This window comes from Anaerococcus sp. Marseille-Q7828 (assembly GCF_949769285.1).
Taxonomy (GTDB): domain Bacteria; phylum Bacillota; class Clostridia; order Tissierellales; family Peptoniphilaceae; genus Anaerococcus.
The window spans coordinates 1,561,409-1,583,628 of sequence record NZ_OX458331.1; the positions used below are offsets into that span (position 1 = coordinate 1,561,409).

Here is a 22,220-nt window from a genome sequence, read left to right on the forward strand (position 1 = left end):
GATTTTTATATACTAATTATAATAAAATTGCAGATATAATAAAAGCAAGCAATTAATAATTTTTTCATTAAAATGCTTGCTAAATGAATTTATTTAATATTGTGCTTTTCCATTCTTTGTTGAAATAAATCTGTGATTATTTTCCTAAGTTCTTCGCCTTCTTATATAAAATTATAAATCTTTTGATTTTTTAATCCAATCATTATTAGAAATTAATTCATTATGTATTTTATCAAATTCTTCTTTTGTTGTGTATATGCTGATTTCTCTAGAAGTAAATATTACCTTGTAATTAAAAGTAAAATTATCTAACAATAACTCCGATAATTTTAAATAAGTTCTTTTATTGATAAATATTTCAATATCTATCAAATCCTTAATTAACGAAAAATGTCTTGTTGAATGAAAATGCTCACCAAAATCATTATATATACTATTAAAAAATAAGGCATCTTCTTCATAAAAGAAAGAAGCAAAATCTTTAAAAATATAGAGTTCATCAGTATTCCATTGATTTAATCGTTTCTTTGCTAGTGGATACGCTCCACCAATAGGATCTGCAGGAAAGGGACAATTATTGGCTTCAGTTAATATATATCCATAATGTTTCCCTAAGCAAAGTACATGATAAGCTACTATATAATAAACTTTATCAACTACTTCTCTATTATTTATTATATGCAATATAAAAGAAATATATTCTCGCGTTAATCTTTCCTCGAATGATTTAACATCTATTCTAAAATGACCAATCCTAGGTTGAAGAAGTACACCACTAAGTTTATTAACACTTTTATTATTATAGATGAAGTTTTCATTAAGTTCTGGGGTTATTAATATAAAATCCGAAAGATTATATTTGTATGAAAGAGATATAATTTCTAATTTTAGGTCTGTATTGTTACTTAAATAATCATCTATATAATTTTTTGTAATATTTTCCATAATTAATCCTTTATTTTCATATGCCTTTAAATCAGTCGTACAAATCTTCAACATCAATTACATCTATACCATTGTCTACAAGAAGTTTTGCAAATACTCCTTTTCCATCTATTAATTTACCCGAAAATGAACCATCATATATATTATTTACTCCGCAAGATGGACTTCTTGATTGGAGGATTACTAAATCCACTTGATTGTCAATAACTTTATCCAAGGCTATTTGAGCACCTTTTTTGAATTCATAGTCTACTGATGATCCATTTTCCAATTTGACTTCTCCATCGACAATCTCTGCCGGCTTTCTAGGTATGGGTAGGCCTCCTAATACTTCTGGGCATATGCTTATAACTTCCTTGCCTTTTAGGAATTCTACTAATTTTTTACTATAGTTATTGCCTCCGTTGTATTTGCAATTTTCACCTAATAGGCAAGCACTGACTGCTATTTTCATAGGTTTCCTTTCAATTATATTATGCTCTAATTATAAACTACTTTTTGTTAACAACAAATCTACATTTTGGATAGTTTGAGCAACCGATAAATTCTCCGTATTTGCCCTTTCTTTCAACTAGTTGACCACCGCATCTTGGGCAAATGTTTTGTTTGATTTTTTCTTCATTAGCTTTTTTTATCTTCTTTATATCTCTAGTATGAGAGAAATCACTTTGATATGATTTATTTTTCTCTATTATTTTTTCAATATTTTTCACTTCATCAAAAGATATTACTTCTTCGGTGGATAAGGATTTAATAACATTACTTACATATGCTATTTTACAGACTTTTGCATTATTAACCTCAATTGAATCTAAGTTAGCTTCTCCAGAAAAGGCAATTATAGAATGATATACCATGTCTGGATAATATGGTTTTAATATTGCTTCCAGTGCTTTAATATGGGCATAGTTTTGGAAAATTGGATTCATAAAATAATATTTTTTACCAGATAGGTTTTGAGTCCACTGGTTTGAGAATTCTTTACCATAGATCTTGCCCTTATATCCCTTAGTTTCAATGCAAAATATTCCATAACAAGATATTACAATATGATCTATTTGAGTAGTTTTTGTATTATCGCTTGGGTTCTTAAGCTTTATATCATGAAGTTTGATATATTTATCCCTGTCCAAATCTTTGATTAAAAGAGCTGTAGCAAGTTCCCCTATATCTCCCTTAAATTTGGATCGAAAGACAGTTACTAATAAAATACATCCTATAAAAAATGCAATTGATAATTTCAATGCCATAATATCTCCTTGATAAGTTACATATCTGTTAGTACTATTCCTTATATTTAATCTAATGTTATAAAATTTATCTCATATTTTAAGCTTTTTCTTTGTTGGTTAGTACCTTTCTTAGTAAAGTAATCCTCACTAACAACTCTACCACCACACTTTTCTGCCACGCGTTTTGATGCTATATTATCTTCGTTAACAAAAATAGTTACTCTTTCGGCTCCTTTGCTTTTGGAGTATCCTATCAAGCCTTTTGCAATTTCAGTTGCATATCCCTTGCCCCATAAATCTTTGTGCACACAATATGCTATATCATAGACTTTATCATCATCAGTTTTAATAAAACTGCAAGTACCTACCCTTTCCAAAGTATCTCTAAACACTGGTATCAGATAGCAACACTCCTCATCATCGCCCAATTTTTCTAGTTCTTTAAGATATTCCTGGTCTATCTCATATTTCACCTCATCTGGAAGATACTCTCCGATTTCTGGATCATTCCAAATTTTATATGCCCAGAGAGCATCCTCTTTGGTAAATCCTCTGATTAATAACCTAGGCGTTTCAATATTTTCAATTTTCATAATTTTCCTTTAAATATTTTTATTTATCTTTGATTACTAGTCTCATCTTTATGTGGGCAATATCATCGAGCAAAAATTCATCAGAAATTTGTACAAAACCCAGATTTTCATAAAATTCTTTGGCATAGCTTTGGGCTTCTATGTAAATAGCATCGGCATTAAAAAATTCTTTTGCTGCTTTTATCCCTTCCTTTAAGACCAAAGTTCCAAGGCCTTTGCGTCTTTTCTTTGCTATGACTCTGCCTATTGCAACATCTTCACTTTCAACTCCCCTGTCTAAAACACGTAGATATGCTACAATTTCATCTCCATCTTTTATGTAAACGTGTATAGCATCTTGATCAAGGTTATCAATCTCTTGGTAAAGGCACTCCTGCTCTAGGACAAATACATCAAACCTAAGTTTCAAAATACCGTACAATTCATTGGTATCAAGTCCGCTAAAACGTTTTCTATAAAATTCCATAATATCACCTCTCTAGAATATAAAGTAACTATTAAGTTAATACTATTATATCAAATATTGTTTATTTGGCGATTAAGTATAAAATTATAAATAATAAAAAACCCGCCTAATAATTATCAGACGAGTTTTATAAAAATCTTAACCAAGCATAATTTTTTCAAGTTCAAGTGGTTCGATGTATTGGTCTCCCTTGTAGGCTCTCATATTTCCACCAGATATTTCATCTATTAGTGCAACCTTACCATCTTCTATCCTACCAAATTCAAATTTGATATCGTATAAGTCTAGTCCCTTTTTAGCTAATTCTTCTTTAACTATTTCCCCAATATTTAAGGCTAAGTCTTTGAGTTCTTCGTATTCTTCTTCTGTCATAATATTTAGTAATGCTAGGGCATCTTTTGTGATTAGTGGGTCATTTCTGTCATCATCTTTTAATGTGATTTCTACATATGGATCGATTTTTGTTCCATTTTCTATATATTTACCATATCTTCTAATAAAAGATCCTACTGCATAGTATCTAACTATTACTTCTACACCTTGACCAAATACTTCTGCTTTTTTGACAACTGCTTCATTTTTGTCTAAATCAGCTGATACAAAGTGAGTTGTAAGTCCCTTGTCATTTAGCTTTTCATAGAAGAATTTTGTCATCGCAACTGCTTGGTGGCCAGCACCTTCCATGGTTAGACCAACAGTATTTGCACCTGGATCAAATACACCGTCGTTGCCTGTAACATCATCTTTAAATTTTAATAAATATTCTTCATCATTTAATTTGTAAACATCTTTTGTTTTTCCTGTGTATACTTTTTCCATATCATGCTCCTTATAAATTAATTTTTATATCTTTATTTCCTTTTGTAACTTTACCTATTTTTCTAGCTTCATCGCCCAATAATTCCAAGGTTTTTTGCTCATATTCTGGGCTTACAAATACCACCATACCTATGCCCATATTGAATGTATGGTACATTTCCTCAGTATCTATCTCGCCCCATTCTTGGATTTTTTTAAATATTGGATCTATTTCAAATTCACTAAGGTCAAATTCAACTGACAAATCATCTTTTAGTACCCTTGGTACATTCTCATATAGGCCACCGCCTGTAATATTGGCAATAGCCTTAACTTCTACATTTTTAGTAAGATCTTTAATCTCTTTTGCATAGATTTTTGTTGGTGTAAGTAACTTTTCTCCAATACTTTGATTTTCATCAAATTGATCAGATGATTTTATACCAGCTTGTTCTAATGCTGCTCTTACTAGAGAAAATCCATTACTATGAATACCAGAAGATTTTAGTCCTATGGCCACATCGCCTTCTTCTAAGTTTTCTCCAGTTATTATTTTTTCTTTATCAACAATTCCTACTGCAAAGCCTGCAAGGTCATAGTCATCTTCCTTGTATATGCCAGGCATTTCTGCTGTTTCTCCACCAATTAGTGCTGCACCTGAATCTAAACAGCCTTGGGCAACTCCACTTACTAAATCTGCCATTTTCTTTGGATTTAGTTTGCCAGTAGCTATATAATCTAAGAAAAACAGTGGCTTTGCCCCTTGGCAAATAATGTCATTTACACACATGGCTACACAGTCTATTCCAACTGTGTCATGCTTATCCATTTCCATTGCTAGTTTGATTTTTGTACCAACTCCATCTGTGCCACTTAATAAAACTGGATTTTTCATACCAGTTAAATCAGGAAGAAAAGCACCTGCAAAACCACCTATGTCTGTTAGAACTTCTTTGCCATGAGTTTTCTTCACAATTTGTTTGATAAGCTCTACTTCTTCGTAGCCCTTTTCCTTATCTACTCCCGCATCCTTGTATGTGAGTTTTGCCATTATATTTCCCCAAGATTTTTGTCATCTTCTATAACTTTGTCTAGCATTTCTTTCTTGTGATCTTTTAATCTTTGAGAAAGATCTTCATCAGATAGAGCCAAGATTTGAATTGCTAATAGGGCTGCATTATCTCCACCATTTATAGCAACTGTTGCAACAGGAACTCCCTTTGGCATTTGTACCATGGAAAGAAGTGCGTCAAGTCCTGCAGTATTTGTTCCTCCGACTGGTAGGCCGATTACTGGTTTTATTGTCATTCCTGCCATAACTCCAGCAAGGTGAGCTGCCATTCCTGCTATGCCTATATAAACTTTTGCATCATCGGCTGCCATTGTTTTTTCTAGGACATCTAGGGCACGGTGAGCAGAAATTACTGAAACTTTGTAATCTATATCAAATTTCTTTAATATTTTAGTAACTTTCTTTGCAATTTCAACATCGCTTGCTGATCCCATTATTACTCTAACATCTGTCATTTTTTCCTCCTAGTTTTTGCTATAGTTTGGTGATTCTCTGGTTATTGTGATATTGTGTGGATGGTTTTCTATGAGTGAAGCTGAAGAAATCTTGATAAATTTAGCTTTTTCATAAAGTTCATTTAAGTCTTTGCTTCCAACATATCCCATACCAGATTTTAGTCCACCTAGTAATTGGTAAACTACTTCCCCAACAGGACCCTTGTAGGCCACCCTACCTTCGACACCTTCTGGCACGTATTTTTTTGTATTTGTTTGGAAATACCTATCTCCTGATCCATCTTTCATTGCAGCAAGGGATCCCATGCCACGGTATTCCTTGTATTGTCTACCTTCAAATACTATAGTTTCTCCTGGTGATTCTTCAGTACCTGCAAACAATGAACCAGCCATTATAACTGATGCACCACAAGCAAGGGCCTTGGTGATATCTCCTGAATACTTGATACCACCATCAGCAATCACTGGTATGTCGTATTTTTTGGCTTCATTTACACAATTAATTATCGCTGTTATTTGTGGTACCCCTATACCTGTAACAACCCTAGTTGTACAAATAGATCCAGGTCCTATACCTACTTTTACAGCATCTACTCCAGCCTTTATCAAATCACGTGTTGCTTCTGCTGTTGCAACGTTACCTGCAATAACTTGTAAGTCAGGATATTTTGCTTTCAAATCTTTAATTGCATTTATTACATTTTTAGAATGACCGTGAGCGGTATCTACAGTTATGACATCGACATTGGCTTTTACAAGAGCATCGACTCTTTCAAGCATATCATTTGTAATACCTACTGCTGCTCCTACAACTAGCCTATTATTAGCATCTCTTGCAGAATTTGGATATTGTCTTGACTTTTCTATATCTTTTATTGTTATAAGGCCCTTTAGTTTATTGTCCCCGTCTACAATTGGTAGTTTCTCTACTTTAGCAGATTCCATAAGCTTTATTGCTTCTTGCATCTTGATACCTTCATAACCTAGGACAAGATTATCCTTTGTCATAATCCCATCGATTTTTACACTTGGATCATCTTGGAATCTAACATCTCTATTGGTTAGGATTCCCTTTAAATACATTTCTTTATCTACTATAGGTACTCCAGAAATCCTATAATTTTTCATTATATCTAGGGCATCTTGCAAGATATTGTCTGGGTGTAGATAAAAAGGATCGGTGATAACTCCATGTTCAGATCTTTTTACAACATCAACTTGTCTGGCTTGTTCTTCTATAGACATATTTTTGTGGATGATGCCTATACCACCTTGTCTAGCCATGGCTATAGCCATTTGGGACTCTGTAACTGTATCCATACCAGCTGACATCATTGGTATATTTAACTTAATTTTTTTGGTTAAATAAGTTTGTGTGTCTACTTCATTTGGTAATACTTCTGATGGCCCTGGGACTAATAGGACATCATCAAATGTTAATCCTTCTCCTAAAAATTTCATTAATATTCCTTTCTAAAATAATTCACTGCATTTTCAAAAACTTCTTCTCTTTGGACATTATAAACATTCTTGTATAGGTCATCATCTAATCTTTCGGCATGACCCATTCTTCCTAGGATTTTGCCATCTTTGGATAAAATTCCTTCAATGTTATAATTCGAACCATTTGGTGATGATTCATATACAGAAAATATTTGATCATTTGCTAAAAGTTCTTTTAATTTTTCTTCACTTATTACAAATCTTCCTTCTCCATGAGAAATTGGAATTCTATAAGTTTTGTCTAAATCAACTCCGACAGTCCAAGGACTGTTATTTGTCAATGTCTTAGTATTTACAAAAGTTGAGATGTGACGTGAACATGTATTGTTGGTAAGTGTCGGATCATCTGCTTCTGGTATGATGACTTTGCCATAAGGCAACAAGCCTGTTTTGACCAAGGCCTGGAAGCCATTACAAATTCCTAAGATTAAGCCGTCATTTTCATTTAATAAGTAGTCAATTGCTTTTGATATCTTTTCATTGCGTATTATATTTGCCAAAAACTTAGCTGACCCATCAGGTTCATCTCCAAGTGAGAATCCACCAGGGATTACGAATATCTGTGACTTCCTTAATTCTTTATCAAGATTATCTATAGATTCTTTAATATCAGCTTCATTTTGATTTTTAAACACTAGTATATTTGCATCAGCACCAGCATCTACTAGTGTTTTTTGAGTATCCCATTCACAGTTAGTGCCAGGTGCTGCCAGGATTAGGGCTCTTGGTTTTTCTAAAGTCTTATCAGATTTTAGCTTTCGATGGGCTTTTCCAGGTTTTAATTTCTGGTATTTCACCTCTTTATATCCTGGGAAAATTTCATCTAGACTGTGGACATAGGAATCATATAGCCTATCTTTATCCAATTTTTGACCATTTACTATGATATCTTCGCCAAATTCTCCAATATTTTCTATAAAATCACGGTCATCTTTGTATTCTACAACAAAGGATCCAAACATAGGATTGTATAGGTTGTCATAATCTATAGTAAATCCAGTATTTCCAACTGCTTGTTCATAAATATCTGGTAGAAGTCCTTTTCTAGTCAAGGTAATAGCTGAAATAATATTGCCTTCTCTTATATCTTTTATAAGCTTATTGTAATTATTTTCCAATTCTTCTAGGTCTAAAGTGCCATCTCCTTTATATGGGGTTCTTATAAGTCCTAGTTTGCCTTTGCCTTTTAGATCATTAGTAATAATATTTTCGACATCCTCAGTAGTTACAGCAAAGGAAATCAATGTAGGTGGAACCTTTATATCTTCAAAAGTGCCACTCATGGAATCTTTGCCACCAATTGGTGGGATTTCAAAGAAACTTGTCACTTCAAAGGCACCTATTAAAGCCTTTAATGGTTTTGACCAAGTCTTGGCGCTATCCATCTTTTCGTAAAATTCTTGGAAAGATAGTCTTATTTGATTTAGGTCAGACCCTGCAGCAACTAACTTGGATATAGATTCAATAACTGCATAATATCCACCTAAATATTGGCTTGCACTAGAAAGATTTGGATCAAATCCATAAGTCATTAGAGAGGCTGTTTTTGAAATACCATCTCTTACTGGGATCCTTGCTGCCATAACTTGGGATGGATTAAGAAGTTTTTCACCTCCAAGTGGGTTTAAAACAGTATTCTTACCTACAGTTGAATCAAACATTTCTATTAGATTTTTCTTTGATGAAACATCTAGGCTCGCTACTTTTTCATAAAACTTACTTGGATCATCATCTTTTTCACTAATAAGTTCAGGTAAAGATTCGCTTACTACTTGGACTTTTTCTGACCTATCAGCACCATTGGTATTGATGAAATCATAGGAAAGTTTGGCTATTACTTCATCCTCATAATACATAGTCATAGTATTATTATCAGTTACACTTGCCACTAGTGTTGCTTCTAAGTTTTCACTTCTTGCAAGCTCCATAAATCTTTCTTTATCAGCACTATCAATTAATACTGCCATTCTTTCTTGAGACTCTGATATAGCAATTTCAAATGGTTTCAGACCTTGGTATTTTAGTGGAACTTTGTCTAATTGAATATCAATTCCATCAGCCAGCTCCCCTATTGCAACTGCTACACCTCCAGCTCCAAAGTCGTTACATTTTTTGATGAGCTTAGCAGCTTGTGGGTTTCTAAATAACCTTTGGATCTTTCTTTCTTCAGGTGCATTTCCCTTTTGAACTTGGGCAGATTCTGTTTGAATTGATGTTACCTTGTGAGATTTAGAAGAACCTGTTGCTCCTCCTATACCATCTCTACCAGTTTTGCCACCCAGCAAAATTACTATATCGCCAGGCTCTGGATTTAGTCTTTTGACATTTTCTGCCGGAGCGGCTGCAATTACTGCACCACACTCCATTCTTTTTGCCTTGTAACCTTCGTGATAGAACTCATCAACCAAACCTGTTGCAAGTCCTATCTGGTTACCATAGGAAGAATAGCCAAGAGCTGCTTCATGAGTAATTTTTGCTTGTGGAAGTTTACCCTCTAGAGTTTGATTATAGGATTCTTTGATATTTCCTGCTCCAGATAGTCTCATAGCTTGATAGACATAGGCTCTTCCTGAAAGTGGATCACGGATTGCGCCGCCTAGACAAGTAGATGCTCCTCCAAAAGGTTCAATTTCAGTTGGATGGTTGTGGGTTTCGTTTTTAAACATTAATAGATAATCTTCTGTACTTTCTTTGCCATCTCTTACCACTCTAACCTTGGTATAAATAGAGCAAGCGTTGATTTCTTCAGATACTTCTAGGTCAGCAAAGTTATCATTAGCCCTCATATATTTGGCAAGAATTGTACCGAAGCTCATCAGATTAATTGGCTTTTTGATATCAAGGGCCCTTCTCATTTGTAAGTATTTTTCAAATGAATCCCTGATTGCTTCGTCTAATAGGGTAGCTGTGTCAAATTCTATATCTAAAAACGTATTAAATGTCGTATGCCTACAGTGGTCTGACCAATAGGTATCTAGAATTTTCATCTCAGTTTCGTTTGGATCACGACCTTCTTTTTCAAAATAATCTCTTACAAGTCTTATATCATCAAGGCTCATAGACATAGAGTTTTCTTCTAAGAATTCACAAAGCCTACTATCGTCATAATCTCTAAAACCGTGATAAACTATATTTTCCAAATTCTTATGATTATCTGCCCTTAGAGTTGTTGGAATACCTAGCAAGTTAACTTTTTGAGAATCTACTGGATTTATTAAAAATTCTTCAATTCTTTCTAGATCTTCATCATTAGCCCCAGATATTTCATAAACTGTCGAAGCTTTTACTAAGAAATTAGAATCATCTATTATCAAAGAAGCTGTATCTACTACACCTTTTTCTCTAGGGTTGAATTGACCTGGCAAGTATTGGCTAACTATTGTTTTCCCAAAAGATGCTTGTAATTTGATAGCCTCACCATAAGCATAAACTTGGTCACCTGGCGCTTCTGCCAAGACTTGATATAGTAGCTTATCTAGATTCTCATCATTTGTTTCAAGGTCATATCTTTTGTAAATTTTGATGTCACCTAAGTCTATGCCCAATGAATTTTTTATTTTTGTCTTAAGATTTTTGGATGCAAAATCATATTTATCTTTTCTTTTTACATAGACTCTTTTTACTGAAGGACCAATATCTTTTCTGTAGTACTTGTTCTCAAACTTTATTTTTTCTGCATCTTGGTAAACTTCTCTTATTGCCTGATCGAAAGTATCAGCTTTTGCAACTATGTTTAATACTCTGCCACCAGAAGTTAGTATTTGGCCATTTTCTTCTCTTGATCCTGCATGGTATATTGTAGATTCAATCCCATCTTCAAATACTATTACTTTATCTTTTTCATAAGATCCTGGATAACCATTAGATGCTAAGACTAAGCAAACTGCTTTCTTGTCATTTACCTTAAGATTAATATCTTTTAGTTTCTTTTCGGATGTTGCTATTAACAAATCAAGTATATCATTATCTATTAATTCTAAAACCACTTGGGTTTCCGGATCTCCAAATCTAACATTGAATTCTAAAACATAGATACCAGATTCATTTATCATAAATCCTATGAATAAAACTCCTCTGTAGTCAATGTTTTCTTTGTTAAAGCCATCAATAATATTTGGAAGAATTTCTTTTTCGATTTTTTCTGTATAAGCTTCTGCTTCTAGATTTGGTGCATAGGTCCCCATGCCACCTGTGTTTGGACCGACTTCTTTTTCAAATATTTTCTTGTGGTCTTTGCTTGTTGGTAATGGAATTATGGTTTGAGAATCTGTCAGACATAGTAGACTCATCTCAAATCCATCTATATATTCTTCTATGATTACTTTTCCATCTTTGCCAATAATTTCATCAAGAGTATTAGTAAGATCTTCTACGTTATCTATTATTGATACACCCTTACCAGCAGCTAAACCATCTCTTTTTAAAACTACTTTGCCATTTTTTTCTAATAAATCTTTTCCGTAGTTTTCCGCTTCTTTTTTGTCTTTTGTGTTAAGATAATCACCTGTTTTTATATTGTATTTGTTTAGGAATTCTTTGGTAAATCCCTTGCTTGATTCAAACTTAGATGCCTTTTTATTTACACCAAATATTTTAAGGTTGTTTTTTTCAAACTCATCTACAATTCCTTGGCATAGAGGCAATTCTGGTCCAACTATAGTAAAGTCAATATCATTATTTTTCGCAAAATCTAAAAGTTTTTCAATATCATCTACTTCTATATCTATGTTTTCTCCAATATCAGAAGTACCACCATTTCCTGGTGCAAAGTAGATTTTCCTATCATTTGCTGAAATTTTCTTGCCAAGGGCGTGTTCACGACCTCCAGAACCAATAATCAGTATATTCATCAATGATTCTCCTTAATGTTTAAAGTGACGAGACTTGCTAAATACCATGGACATACCGTATTCATTACATTTGTCTATAGAGTCCTTATCTTTTATAGAACCACCTGGTTGAATGATAGATCTTATGCCCATTTCATGAGCAAGTTCTACTGTATCTGGGAATGGGAAAAATGCATCTGAGCCAAGTACTGCCTCTGAAAAATCCCTATCCTTAAAGTGGTCTCTTATGGATTCTAAGGCCCATACTCTTGATTGTTGGCCAGCTCCGCAGCCTAGGGTTTGCATATCTTTTGCCACTACAATAGCATTTGATTTGACGTATTTTACAACCTTTTGAGCAAATAATAAATCTTTTATTTGAGCCTCACTTGGCTTTGCATCTGTCACAACTTCAACTTCATCTTTTCCAAAATCTTTGTCTTGGATAAGGACTTTGCCATTTAGGTATCTGATTTCTTCCCTAACTGTTTCGTTGTCAAAGTTTACTCTTACTAGCCTTACATTTTTCTTTTGTTGTAATATTTCTAAAGCTTCATCACTAAAATCACTTGCAGCAATTATTTCTAGGAAAATCTCGTGCATTTTGCCAGCTGTTTTCCCATCAACAACTCCATTCACTGCGACAATTCCCCCAAAGATTGATTGGCTGTCACATTCAAATGCTTTGATGTATGATTCATAGACACTATCTTTTTGAGCAACTCCACATGGAGATTGGTGCTTTAATGCTACGACTGCATTTTCTCCTAATTCTTGGGCCAATTCTAGGGCCGGATTTAGGTCATTGTAATTGTTATAGCTCATTTCCTTGCCATGGATTACTTCCATATCATCCATAAGACCTTTGACAAATGGATCGTTATAGAGAGCAGCTGCTTGGCCAGGGTTTTCTCCATATCTTAAATCACTTTCTTTTTCAAAACCGTAGGTTTTGTATTTAGAATCTTTGCCAGTTAACTCTTGAAAATATCTAGCTATTACAGAATCATAAAAAGCTGTAAGGCTATAGGCTTTCATGGCTAATCCTTGCCTATAGTCAAGGTCTATATCATTATTTTTTAGTCTTTCTAATAATTCATTATAATCTGCTGGATCTGTAACTATTAGCACGTCCTTGTGGTTTTTGGCAGCAGATCTGACCATAGATGGACCACCAATATCGATATTTTCTATAATATCATCAGGGTTTCCCTTCTCAAGCGCCTTTTGGAATTCATAAAGATTTACTACAACTATATCAATTGGCTTGATATCAAGGTCATTTATTGTATCCACATGGCTCTTTTCATCTCTCTTATAAAGTATGCCTCCATGGACATATGGGGAAAGTGTCTTTACTCTTCCTTCCAATATTTCTGGAAAGTTTGTTATCTGATCAATTTCAATTGCATCAATACCTGCATCTTTTATTTTTTTGTATGTACCACCAGTAGATACAATTTCTATTCCAAGATCCTTTAGTCCCTTAGCTAATTCTTCGATTCCTGTCTTATCTGTTACTGAAATTAATGCGCGCACTCTTCATCCTCCAATTTCTTAATTACTTCTTTTAGCGTCTGATGTTCTACTTTCAAAACTTCACTTGCAATTTTCTCTGGAGTTTTGCAATGACTTATGTCAACTTCCTTTTGCAAGATGATATCTCCATCATCCAAGTTTTCGTTGACATAGTGAACTGTTACTCCACTGACTTTTTCCTTGTTGGCAAATACAGCCTCATGAACGTGTATTCCATAAAATCCCTTGCCACCGTATTTTGGCAATAAGGATGGGTGAATGTTTATAACTTTAAAGTTATCCAGTATCTTTTTACTGATTTTAACAAGATAACCTGCCAATACTATTAGATCGATATCATAATTCTTTAGTGTATCAATGATTTCATCCTCGTACTTGCTGATTAGATAATCTATGTTGTTATTCCTTGCATGTCTTAAGCCCGGTGCATCTTTATTTGCTACTATTATTTTTATTTGGCTTTCAAAATATCCGCAATTTTGTGCATCTATTAAGGCTTTGAGATTTGACCCACCACCTGAAATAAAAACAGCTAATTTCATATTTTTTCCTTAACAACTGGATAAGATCCAGTAAAACAAGCTGTGCAATAATTATCAGGATTATTAGTCAATTTCAACATATTTTCCAATGATAGAAATTCTAGGCTATCAGCACCAATTTTTTTTCTTATATCATCAATTGACATCTTTGCAGCTATTAGCCTATCTTTATCAGGAGTATCTACTCCATAATAGCAAGGATTTATAAAAGGTGGAGAGGTTACCCTCAAGTGGACTTCCTTTGCTCCGGCTTTTCTTATCCTTTCGATAAGCTTTTCGCTGGTAGTCCCTCTTACTATAGAATCATCAACCAAGACTATCCTCTTGCCATCTATGACTGATTTTTGTGGATTAAGTTTTAGTCTTACAGCAAGCTCTCTCTCTTTTTGATTAGACTTTATAAAGGTCCTACCCATATACCTATTTTTAACTAGACCTGCTGCAAAGGGTATGCCAGATCTTTGGGCAAAGCCTATTGCTGATGGAGTTCCTGAATCTGGTACTGGACAAACCAAATCAGCTTCTACAGGAGCTTGGTCATACAAGAGCTCTCCACTGCGTCTTCTAAACATATAAGCATTAGTATTTTCAATGTTGGCATCTGGCCTTGCTGTATAAACATATTCGAAGATGCAAGATTTATAGGATGCTTTATCGTCCATTGGATAAGATTTGATTCCATCTTTATCAACAACAACAATCTCACCTGCTTTGACATCTCTATAATTATCAATGTCTAGTATCTCAATAGCTGCATTTTCACTTGCTATTACTACATTTTCATCATCATAACCTAACATCAAGGGTCTTATTCCATTGTAGTCTCTAAATCCTACAATCTTATCTGGCATACAAAGAACACAAGAATATGCACCCTTGATATCTTCCATGGCCCTTCTTACTGCCTTTACAATATCGCCTTCAAAATACCTAGCTATCAAGAATAAAATAAGTTCACTATCTGTTTGGGTATGAAAAACCATACCCTTATTTTCTTCCTTGCTTTTTAGATCATAATAATTTATCAAATTCCCATCGTGGGCAATAGAAAGTTCATTATCTTTAACAAAACTTAGCAAAGGCTCGACATTATAGTCCCTATTGCAACCTTCTGGTGCACTTCTAACATGGCCTATTCCAATTTTCCCATCGTGATATTTTAGATTATTATCATTAAAAACCTCATTCACTAGGCCCATTGCTTTGACTCTATCCAAATAAGATCCATCAGATATGATAATTCCTGCTGAATCTTGGCCCCTATGCTGAATAGAGCTTAATGAATAAAATAGTTTTTGTACAACACTATCCTTTGATTTTATTGCAACTACGCCACTCACTGAATCTCACCCTCCTTGCTTTTTCAACAAATTTACATACATAAAAAGAGAACCCTATAGAGGGTTCTCTTCTAAAGCACGGCAAAATACGCCAATTGGAAATCTTAATTTTTTGATGTAGGCAAAGATAGGGTATGAAAGATCAGAAAAAACATTTCTATCTGCAAATGTCTTAATGTTTAGACACTCATTGTTCATAATACCCCTCCATCTATCCCTTAAATTTTTATATAAGACTATTATAAATATTTTTTAAAAAATTTCAAGTCTAAATTTATATTATTTTGCAATATAGGTAAATTTTCTATTAATTAAAATAGACCAACAATCTCATTATTATCATCTAGATCAATATTATAAGCATTTGCTGCCTTAGGTAAGCCTGGCATAGTTAAAACATTTCCAGTATAAACTACCAAAAATCCTGCTCCAGCATTGACTCTAATGTCTCTGATATTTATTTCATAATCATCGCATGTAATATTTATCTTATCATCATCTGATAGAGAATATGGAGTTTTGGCTATACAAATAGGTAAATTAGAATATCCTAGTTTTTCTATCTTATTAATTTCTTTTTCACATTTTTTACTATAAACTACTCCCTTGGCCCTATAAATGTCCTTGGCAATAGTCTCGATTTTTTCTTTTATAGGTAAATCAAGTTCATATAAGTATTTAAAATCATTGTCATTTTCACATAGATCAACAACTTTTTGAGCTAACTCGACTCCACCTTGGCCACCATCAGTAAACACTGTGGTTTCAACAGCATCAACTTCCAATGTTTGTGTCAATTCTTTTAATAATTTGATTTCATTATCTGTATCTGTTGCAAATTTATTAATGGCAACCACAATATTTTTGCCAAACTTTTTCATATTTTCAATGTGGATTCTAAGATTTTTAAATCCAACTTTTAAATAATCCAAGTTTTCATCTGCTAGATTATCAAAAGCCATTCCTGCGTGGTATTTCAAAGACCTAATAGAAGTTACTATGACAGTTGCATCTGGCGCTAGCCCTCCTAGTCGACATTTTATATCGTTAAATTTCTCAGCTCCTAGGTCTGCACCAAATCCTGCTTCTGTAACAGCATAGTCAGCAATGCCCAAGGCTGTTTTTGTCGCAAGTAGAGAGTTGCATCCATGAGCTATATTTGCAAATGGTCCACCGTGAATTATTGCTGGAGTGTTTTCTGTTGTTTGAACTAGATTTGCCTTTAGGGCATCTTTCATTACAACTGCAACAGAGCCTGTAGCTCTGATGTCATCAACTGTAACAGGGTTATTGTCGTAATCAAAGGCAACAATCATTTTGCTAACCCTGTCTTTGAAATCTTCAATACTAGTTGCAAGGCACAAAACAGCCATCATTTCTGTAGCAACAGTTATGTCAAATTTATCCTCACGAGTAACACCATCAGTCCTATTACCCATTCCAATTACAATATTTCTCAAAGCTCTATCGTTAAGGTCAACACATCTTCTCCAAACAATTTGTTTTGGATCTATGTTTTTTTCATTGCCTTGGTAGATATGATTATCCAAAATTGCAGCAACTAGATTTACAGCAGAAGTTATAGCGTGGAAGTCTCCAGTAAAGTGTAAGTTTATCTCATCCATTGGTAAAACTTGGCTATAGCCACCACCAGCCGCACCACCTTTTCTACCAAAAGAAGGTCCCATGGATGGTTCCCTCAAAACAGAAATAGCATTTTTACCAAGCTTGTTTAAAGCCATTGATAAACCAATGTTTAAGGTAGTTTTACCCTCTCCACTAGGAGTCGGATTTGTAGCTGTAACTAAAATCAACTTAGAATTTTCTTTTTTCTTATCAGCATATTCTAAGCCTAATTTTGCCTTATACTTGCCATATTTCTCGTAATCATCAATCCCTAAATAATGACAAATATCATCAATATCCCTGAGTTCAATCTCTTTTGCAATTTCAATATCAGTCTTCATAAACCAGCCTTTCTTTAATATGTATTATTTAAGCAACAAACGTTTGACTTTAATATACCATATGCTTTTAAATTTTAAAATAATGTATGTGATTAATGTATAATTGTGATTTTAGATAAAAATATGGCTTCTAGTATTTATTTAAATCCTAAAAGCCATTTATTCCAATATATTATTAAATTGTTCTTATAAGTTCTACTGTTGGTCTATCAAGTATTCTCTTTAAGGAAAAATGATATATCAGTAGATTAATACCATAGACTAGAAAAGAAAATCCTAGGAAAATTTTGTAATCATAATATTTTAGTAAATTTAAAAAAGTCAATCTCGATGAGAATATTGAAATTATAAACATTATACCTATGCTAGTTAATACAACTATAAGTAATGATTTTATCTGTTCATTTATATATTCTTTCTCATAAACCTTTTTAAGTTCATCTAAATCCATCCCACAAGAATATAGACTGCCTATTTCTTTTTTTCTACTCATCAGACTTAAATTAATGGATGAGTAGCCATTGATGATATTTAGTACAAAGATGATTGATGCAATTCCTATTGTAATTTTCATTAAACTTTTTAAATCTTTATATCTATTTTCTCTCTGCTCTTCACCTGTCATAATATTAAATCTGTCTTCAGGGGAAAGTTTTCCTCTAATCATTGCTTCTACATATTCTTTTATATCTTCAGTATCAGAATCATTTATTCTCATATCTAATGTAAAAGGATAGTTTTTATATTTTTCATCATCTGCTTTTTGCATTAGATTATAAAATGTATCAAAATCTGTGTATATTTTTACATCAAATGGCATTGTTCTAGATTTAAGTTCCCCTAAATCTTCTATTGCTTTAGAAATTTTAATACTTGTTTCGTACTCATCTCCAATACTTATATCAAGACTTGTTGGATTTTCAAAATATGGTATCTTCTTCGCTTTAGATATTGGTATAGATGAATCCTCTTGGATCATATTGTAAAGTATAAATTCACCTTTTTTCCCTCCTAGCTCTTTTAAGTCATCTTCTTCTAATGCAATTAAAAATCCGTCCATTCCTTCTGAGTTATATTTTTCTATATCTTTCTCAGCTTCTTTATCTAGACCCGCATTTTTAGCTTCTTGTGAAAAGTTTAGATTATTTTTAACTATCACATATTTCTCTTTAAATATATAAGATTTTTCATTAGGTGTCTTCTCTCTAATTTCGCTAAGTGCCATCGGGACTTCATCTTTTTCACTATAATACTCTACAGAAAAGTTATATCCAGTATCATAATATGAATAATTTCTAAGATAACTTGAAATACCAATAATAATTATAAAAACTGAGATAATGAGTATACCTAATGCAGAAATATATCGTTGAGACTTTATTGAAGCTAAGTTATTAAGTCTAAGTTCCTTCCAAAAATCATTGGCTCTTTTCTTTTTAGATTTTGAAAAATCTATATTTCCTCTTATTCCATCTATAATATTGATTTTAGAAATCTTTTTTGCAGGAGATTTTATAGCCAAGGCAACAATTATAAAAGAAACAAATAGTATAGCTAAACTTAATAATGGATTAAATCTTACTGCTTCAAAGGCACTTACTCCCTCACCTTTTTGTATATTACTATACAAATAATATATAAAGAAAAAACCAGCTATATGACCTAAAAGTATTGGAATTGCTGATATAATTAAACCTTCCTTTAAAAGCATCAAATAAATTTGACCATTAGTTGACCCTATAGATTTATATATAGATAGCTCTCTAATTTTTCGAAGACCCCAAACCCAGAAGATGTTTTTTATAAAAAATACAAAGACGAATATACATCCTAGTATAGATAATACGATAACCGCTTTACTCATAATATTTTGTAAAGGATCCCTTTCAATACCGTAATAGTATATTAAGTCATCAGAAAATTCTAGCTCTATATCTCTACCAAGCTTATTATTTATATCTTCCTGAATATTTTCTTTATTTTTATAGGATTTTTCAAATGAATTAAACTTTAAATATGTTTTAAAGGATGACATCTTTTCTTGTAATCCTAAAGCAAAATTTAATTTACTATATTTGTTATAAACATCTCCGTAAACTCCTACTACAGTAAAAGATTTAGTAGAATCTTTTTTAAATATCTCCTTATCAGTATTTGCACTAGTAGGACCTATTTCTTCCCCATCTATAAACCTATTACCTATTTCAAATTTTATTTCATCACCTAAATTAATACTATTTTTCTTTGCAAGGCTCTCAGATACTACAATTTCATCTTCATTTTCAGCAAATCTACCTTCTTGAAGTCTTGAATACTCTCTCATTTCATTTATTGCTTCATCTAGATAATTAATAACTATTAAGTCATCATTATATTTTGCATTATCTGGTTCAAGGGACATTTTTCCAATTAATTCGATATCTTCAATAGACCTTAGTTTTTCTACTTCTTCATTTGATAACTCATCCTTAATCTCAGCATGATAAAAATTATTTGACATGGCGTATCCATAGTTGGCCTGTCTATTTATATAACCATAATAAAAAACCACTGTAAAAAATAAACTTACAATAAGTAGAGATATAAAAATAGGAAAATTTTTCTTCTTATTCATTTCTTTCATCTCCCACAATTTTGCCATCCACAATGGTCACGATACGGTCTGCTTGTAAAGCTATTTCTTCGTCATGGGTGATTAGGATAATTGTTTGTTTTAAGGTCCTATTGAAATATTTAAAGATATCTATAATTTCCTTAGAATTTTTCCTGTCAAGATTACCTGTTGGTTCATCTGCTAATATGATAGATGGATTGTAGATAAGGCTTCTTGCTATAGCAACTCTTTGTTGTTGGCCTCCTGATAATTCACTTGGAAAAGAGTCCAATTTGTTCTCTATACCAAGTCTTAGAACAATATCAGAGAATTCTTTCTCATTAATTTTCCTATTATCAAGTTTTAGTGGAAGTTCTATATTGTGCATTACTGTTAAGTTTGGAATCAGATTATAAAACTGATAAATTAGCCCAACTTTTCTTCTGCGAAAATATGCTAGTTCTTTTGATGAATAATTTGCAATATCATTTCCATCTATGTAAACCTTGCCATCATCTGGACTATCGACTCCACCAATGATGTGAAGGAGAGTAGATTTTCCTGATCCACTTGGCCCAACTATAGCAACAAATTCTCCTCTATCTACTTTTAGATTTACTCCATCCAAGGCTACAACCTTGCTGTTGCCACTTCCGTATTCTTTTCTTAAATTTTCTACTTTTAATATTTCCATACTTGCTCCTCATCTTTCTTTAAGCTAAGTATATAAAAGTAAAGTGATTTTTAGGTGACATTATAAAATTTCATTTCAAATCTTGCTCCTTGATCGGTGTTTATGACTGAAATTTCTCCATTATTCTTCTGGGCAATTGTCTTTGCCATAGCAAGGCCTATTCCAAATCCATTGGAATCTGGTGTCTTATAAAAGCGTTTAAAGATTTTTTTGATATTTGCTTTCTCTATGCCTCCGCCATTATCTTCAATGATTAAGCTTGTATAGAGTGGATTTTTGTAAGATGAAATTGAAATTTTATCGCAAGAGGGTCTATTATCAGCGTTCTTCAAGATATTGATCACAGCTTCCGTCAGCCAATAAAAATCTCCACATATGACATTCTCTTTTAAACTTTCATCTACATCTATGGTTTTCTTTAAATCAAGGCTATCAAGTGCATATGTAGCTAATTCTTCTAGATTAAAGTTTTCTTTTTTCATCAAATCTTTGTTTGCATCAAGGCTTGAAAGTTTTAACAAAATATCTGATAAAGAACTTAACCTTAGAATTTGTCTTTTTAATATTTCTATATCACTATTACTAGGGTAATCCAATTCCAAATTTTCTATAGAAAAAAGCATGGATGTGATTGGTGTTTTTATCTGATGGGCTATGTCTTCTAGGTATTCGATTTGCATTTCGCTATTTTTTCTACTTGTTTCTTTAGCTTCCACTATTTCTATAAATAGCTTGTAAATTTTATCCTCCAAAATAGAAAAATCATCTTGTTTCATAGGTATTTTATAATTTTGATTTTTCATATTGTCGATTAAATCTATAAGCTCATCTATTCTTTTTTTCTTTCTTTTTTCAAGAACATAATAAAGGAAAACTAGACTTCCTATCCAAAATATATAAACCATCTAATCCATCCTATAACCAATTCCTCTAACAGTGGTGATAATTTCTTTATCCAGCTTTTCTCTAATTCTTTTGATTGTTGATGTAAGAGTATTATCGTTTACAAACTTATCCCTATCCTCCCAAAACATCTCCAAAAGTTGACTTCTGGTATAGACCCTATGCGGATTTTTGATAAACAAAAGTAAAATCTCATATTCAAGAGCAGTTAATTCCACTTCTTCTTCCTTAAAATAAACTTTCGAATTATTTATATCTATTTTAATATCCTTGTATGTAATAATATTATCTTGACTTAGTGGAATAGTTCTTAAAACCGCATCAATTCTCGCCCTAAGAATAGCAAGGGAAAATGGCTTGGTTAGATAATCATCTGCGCCTTGATCAAGAGATGCTATTATAAAATCTTCATCATTTTTTACGGTAGTAACTATCACTCTGATATCTTTATCTTTTAACTTTCCAATCAAATACTGACCATCTTTGTCTGGTAGATTTATATCTAGTAGCGCACAATCGAAATTTATATCCATCTTATACAAGGCTTCATAATATGAAGAAGCAAGGTCAACTTCATATCCATTTTTTGATAAGTACTTTTTTATTTGTAGAGCAATTTCTTCATTGTCTTCTATTATTAATATTTTTTTCATATCTTCACCTATTCTAATACTTCAAGAAATTTATGGAATTCATATTACCAAAAAAATAAAGTTCATATGTTTACTTATAGTATACATTAAGACCTA

General features: G+C 32.7%; 19 protein-coding genes. All 19 read right to left on the minus strand.

The features are described from left to right. Positions 1-171: 171 nt before the first annotated feature. A complete protein-coding gene (locus QNH69_RS07475; RefSeq protein WP_282929867.1) occupies positions 172-945 on the minus strand; it encodes a hypothetical protein in 774 nt (257 codons plus the stop codon). Between the two features lie 31 nt (positions 946-976). Beyond that, entirely contained in the window at positions 977-1,399 is a 423-nt protein-coding gene (locus tag QNH69_RS07480; protein ID WP_282929868.1) for a DUF523 domain-containing protein, read from the minus strand. A 37-nt stretch (positions 1,400-1,436) separates the two neighbouring features. Continuing rightward, the gene (locus tag QNH69_RS07485) at positions 1,437-2,195 is read right to left on the minus strand and encodes an NERD domain-containing protein (RefSeq protein WP_282929869.1); all 759 of its coding nucleotides are present in this window, start codon (positions 2,193-2,195) and stop codon (positions 1,437-1,439) included. Positions 2,196-2,242: 47 nt separating this feature from the next. After that, entirely contained in the window at positions 2,243-2,770 is a 528-nt protein-coding gene (locus tag QNH69_RS07490) for a GNAT family N-acetyltransferase (RefSeq protein WP_282929870.1), read from the minus strand. Positions 2,771-2,789: 19 nt separating this feature from the next. Next, positions 2,790-3,236: a GNAT family N-acetyltransferase gene (locus QNH69_RS07495; RefSeq protein WP_282929871.1), complete on the minus strand. Its 447-nt coding sequence runs from the start codon at positions 3,234-3,236 to the stop codon at positions 2,790-2,792. A 138-nt stretch (positions 3,237-3,374) separates the two neighbouring features. Further along, a complete protein-coding gene (locus QNH69_RS07500) occupies positions 3,375-4,055 on the minus strand; it encodes a phosphoribosylaminoimidazolesuccinocarboxamide synthase (RefSeq protein WP_282929872.1) in 681 nt (226 codons plus the stop codon). A 10-nt stretch (positions 4,056-4,065) separates the two neighbouring features. Continuing rightward, positions 4,066-5,085: a phosphoribosylformylglycinamidine cyclo-ligase gene (gene purM / locus QNH69_RS07505; RefSeq protein WP_282929873.1), complete on the minus strand. Its 1,020-nt coding sequence runs from the start codon at positions 5,083-5,085 to the stop codon at positions 4,066-4,068. Next, the gene (purE, locus tag QNH69_RS07510; RefSeq protein WP_282929874.1) at positions 5,085-5,561 is read right to left on the minus strand and encodes a 5-(carboxyamino)imidazole ribonucleotide mutase; all 477 of its coding nucleotides are present in this window, start codon (positions 5,559-5,561) and stop codon (positions 5,085-5,087) included. Before purE ends, purM begins: the two co-directional genes overlap by 1 nt. Positions 5,562-5,570: 9 nt before the next feature. Beyond that, positions 5,571-7,022 carry an IMP dehydrogenase gene (gene guaB, locus QNH69_RS07515; RefSeq protein WP_282929875.1) on the minus strand — a complete coding sequence of 484 codons (1,452 nt, stop codon included), beginning with the start codon at positions 7,020-7,022 and terminating at the stop codon, positions 5,571-5,573. Continuing rightward, the gene (locus QNH69_RS07520; RefSeq protein WP_282929876.1) at positions 7,022-11,914 is read right to left on the minus strand and encodes a phosphoribosylformylglycinamidine synthase; all 4,893 of its coding nucleotides are present in this window, start codon (positions 11,912-11,914) and stop codon (positions 7,022-7,024) included. Before QNH69_RS07520 ends, guaB begins: the two co-directional genes overlap by 1 nt. 12 nt (positions 11,915-11,926) lie before the next feature. Continuing rightward, positions 11,927-13,432, minus strand: a complete 1,506-nt coding sequence (purH, locus tag QNH69_RS07525; RefSeq protein WP_282929877.1) for a bifunctional phosphoribosylaminoimidazolecarboxamide formyltransferase/IMP cyclohydrolase — start codon at positions 13,430-13,432, stop codon at positions 11,927-11,929. Next, positions 13,420-13,974 (minus strand): phosphoribosylglycinamide formyltransferase, encoded by a 555-nt coding sequence (locus QNH69_RS07530; protein ID WP_282929878.1) that lies wholly within the window; start codon positions 13,972-13,974, stop codon positions 13,420-13,422. Before QNH69_RS07530 ends, purH begins: the two co-directional genes overlap by 13 nt. Next, positions 13,971-15,314 (minus strand): amidophosphoribosyltransferase, encoded by a 1,344-nt coding sequence (purF, locus tag QNH69_RS07535; RefSeq protein WP_282929879.1) that lies wholly within the window; start codon positions 15,312-15,314, stop codon positions 13,971-13,973. The genes QNH69_RS07530 and purF overlap by 4 nt, the downstream gene beginning before the upstream one ends. Before the next feature lie 54 nt (positions 15,315-15,368). Next, positions 15,369-15,512: a hypothetical protein gene (locus tag QNH69_RS07540; RefSeq protein ID WP_282929880.1), complete on the minus strand. Its 144-nt coding sequence runs from the start codon at positions 15,510-15,512 to the stop codon at positions 15,369-15,371. A gap of 113 nt (positions 15,513-15,625) precedes the next feature. Beyond that, positions 15,626-17,281: a formate--tetrahydrofolate ligase gene (locus QNH69_RS07545; protein ID WP_282929881.1), complete on the minus strand. Its 1,656-nt coding sequence runs from the start codon at positions 17,279-17,281 to the stop codon at positions 15,626-15,628. Positions 17,282-17,456: 175 nt separating this feature from the next. After that, a complete protein-coding gene (locus QNH69_RS07550; RefSeq protein WP_282929882.1) occupies positions 17,457-19,895 on the minus strand; it encodes an ABC transporter permease in 2,439 nt (812 codons plus the stop codon). Continuing rightward, positions 19,888-20,568, minus strand: coding sequence for an ABC transporter ATP-binding protein (locus QNH69_RS07555; protein ID WP_282929883.1), 681 nt, complete (start codon positions 20,566-20,568; stop codon positions 19,888-19,890). Before QNH69_RS07555 ends, QNH69_RS07550 begins: the two co-directional genes overlap by 8 nt. A 50-nt stretch (positions 20,569-20,618) precedes the next feature. After that, complete coding sequence (locus tag QNH69_RS07560; protein ID WP_282929884.1) at positions 20,619-21,473, minus strand: HAMP domain-containing sensor histidine kinase; 855 nt, start codon at positions 21,471-21,473, stop codon at positions 20,619-20,621. Beyond that, on the minus strand, positions 21,474-22,124 hold the full coding sequence (locus QNH69_RS07565; RefSeq protein ID WP_282929885.1) for a response regulator transcription factor: 651 nt from the start codon (positions 22,122-22,124) through the stop codon (positions 21,474-21,476). Positions 22,125-22,220: the final 96 nt, after the last annotated feature.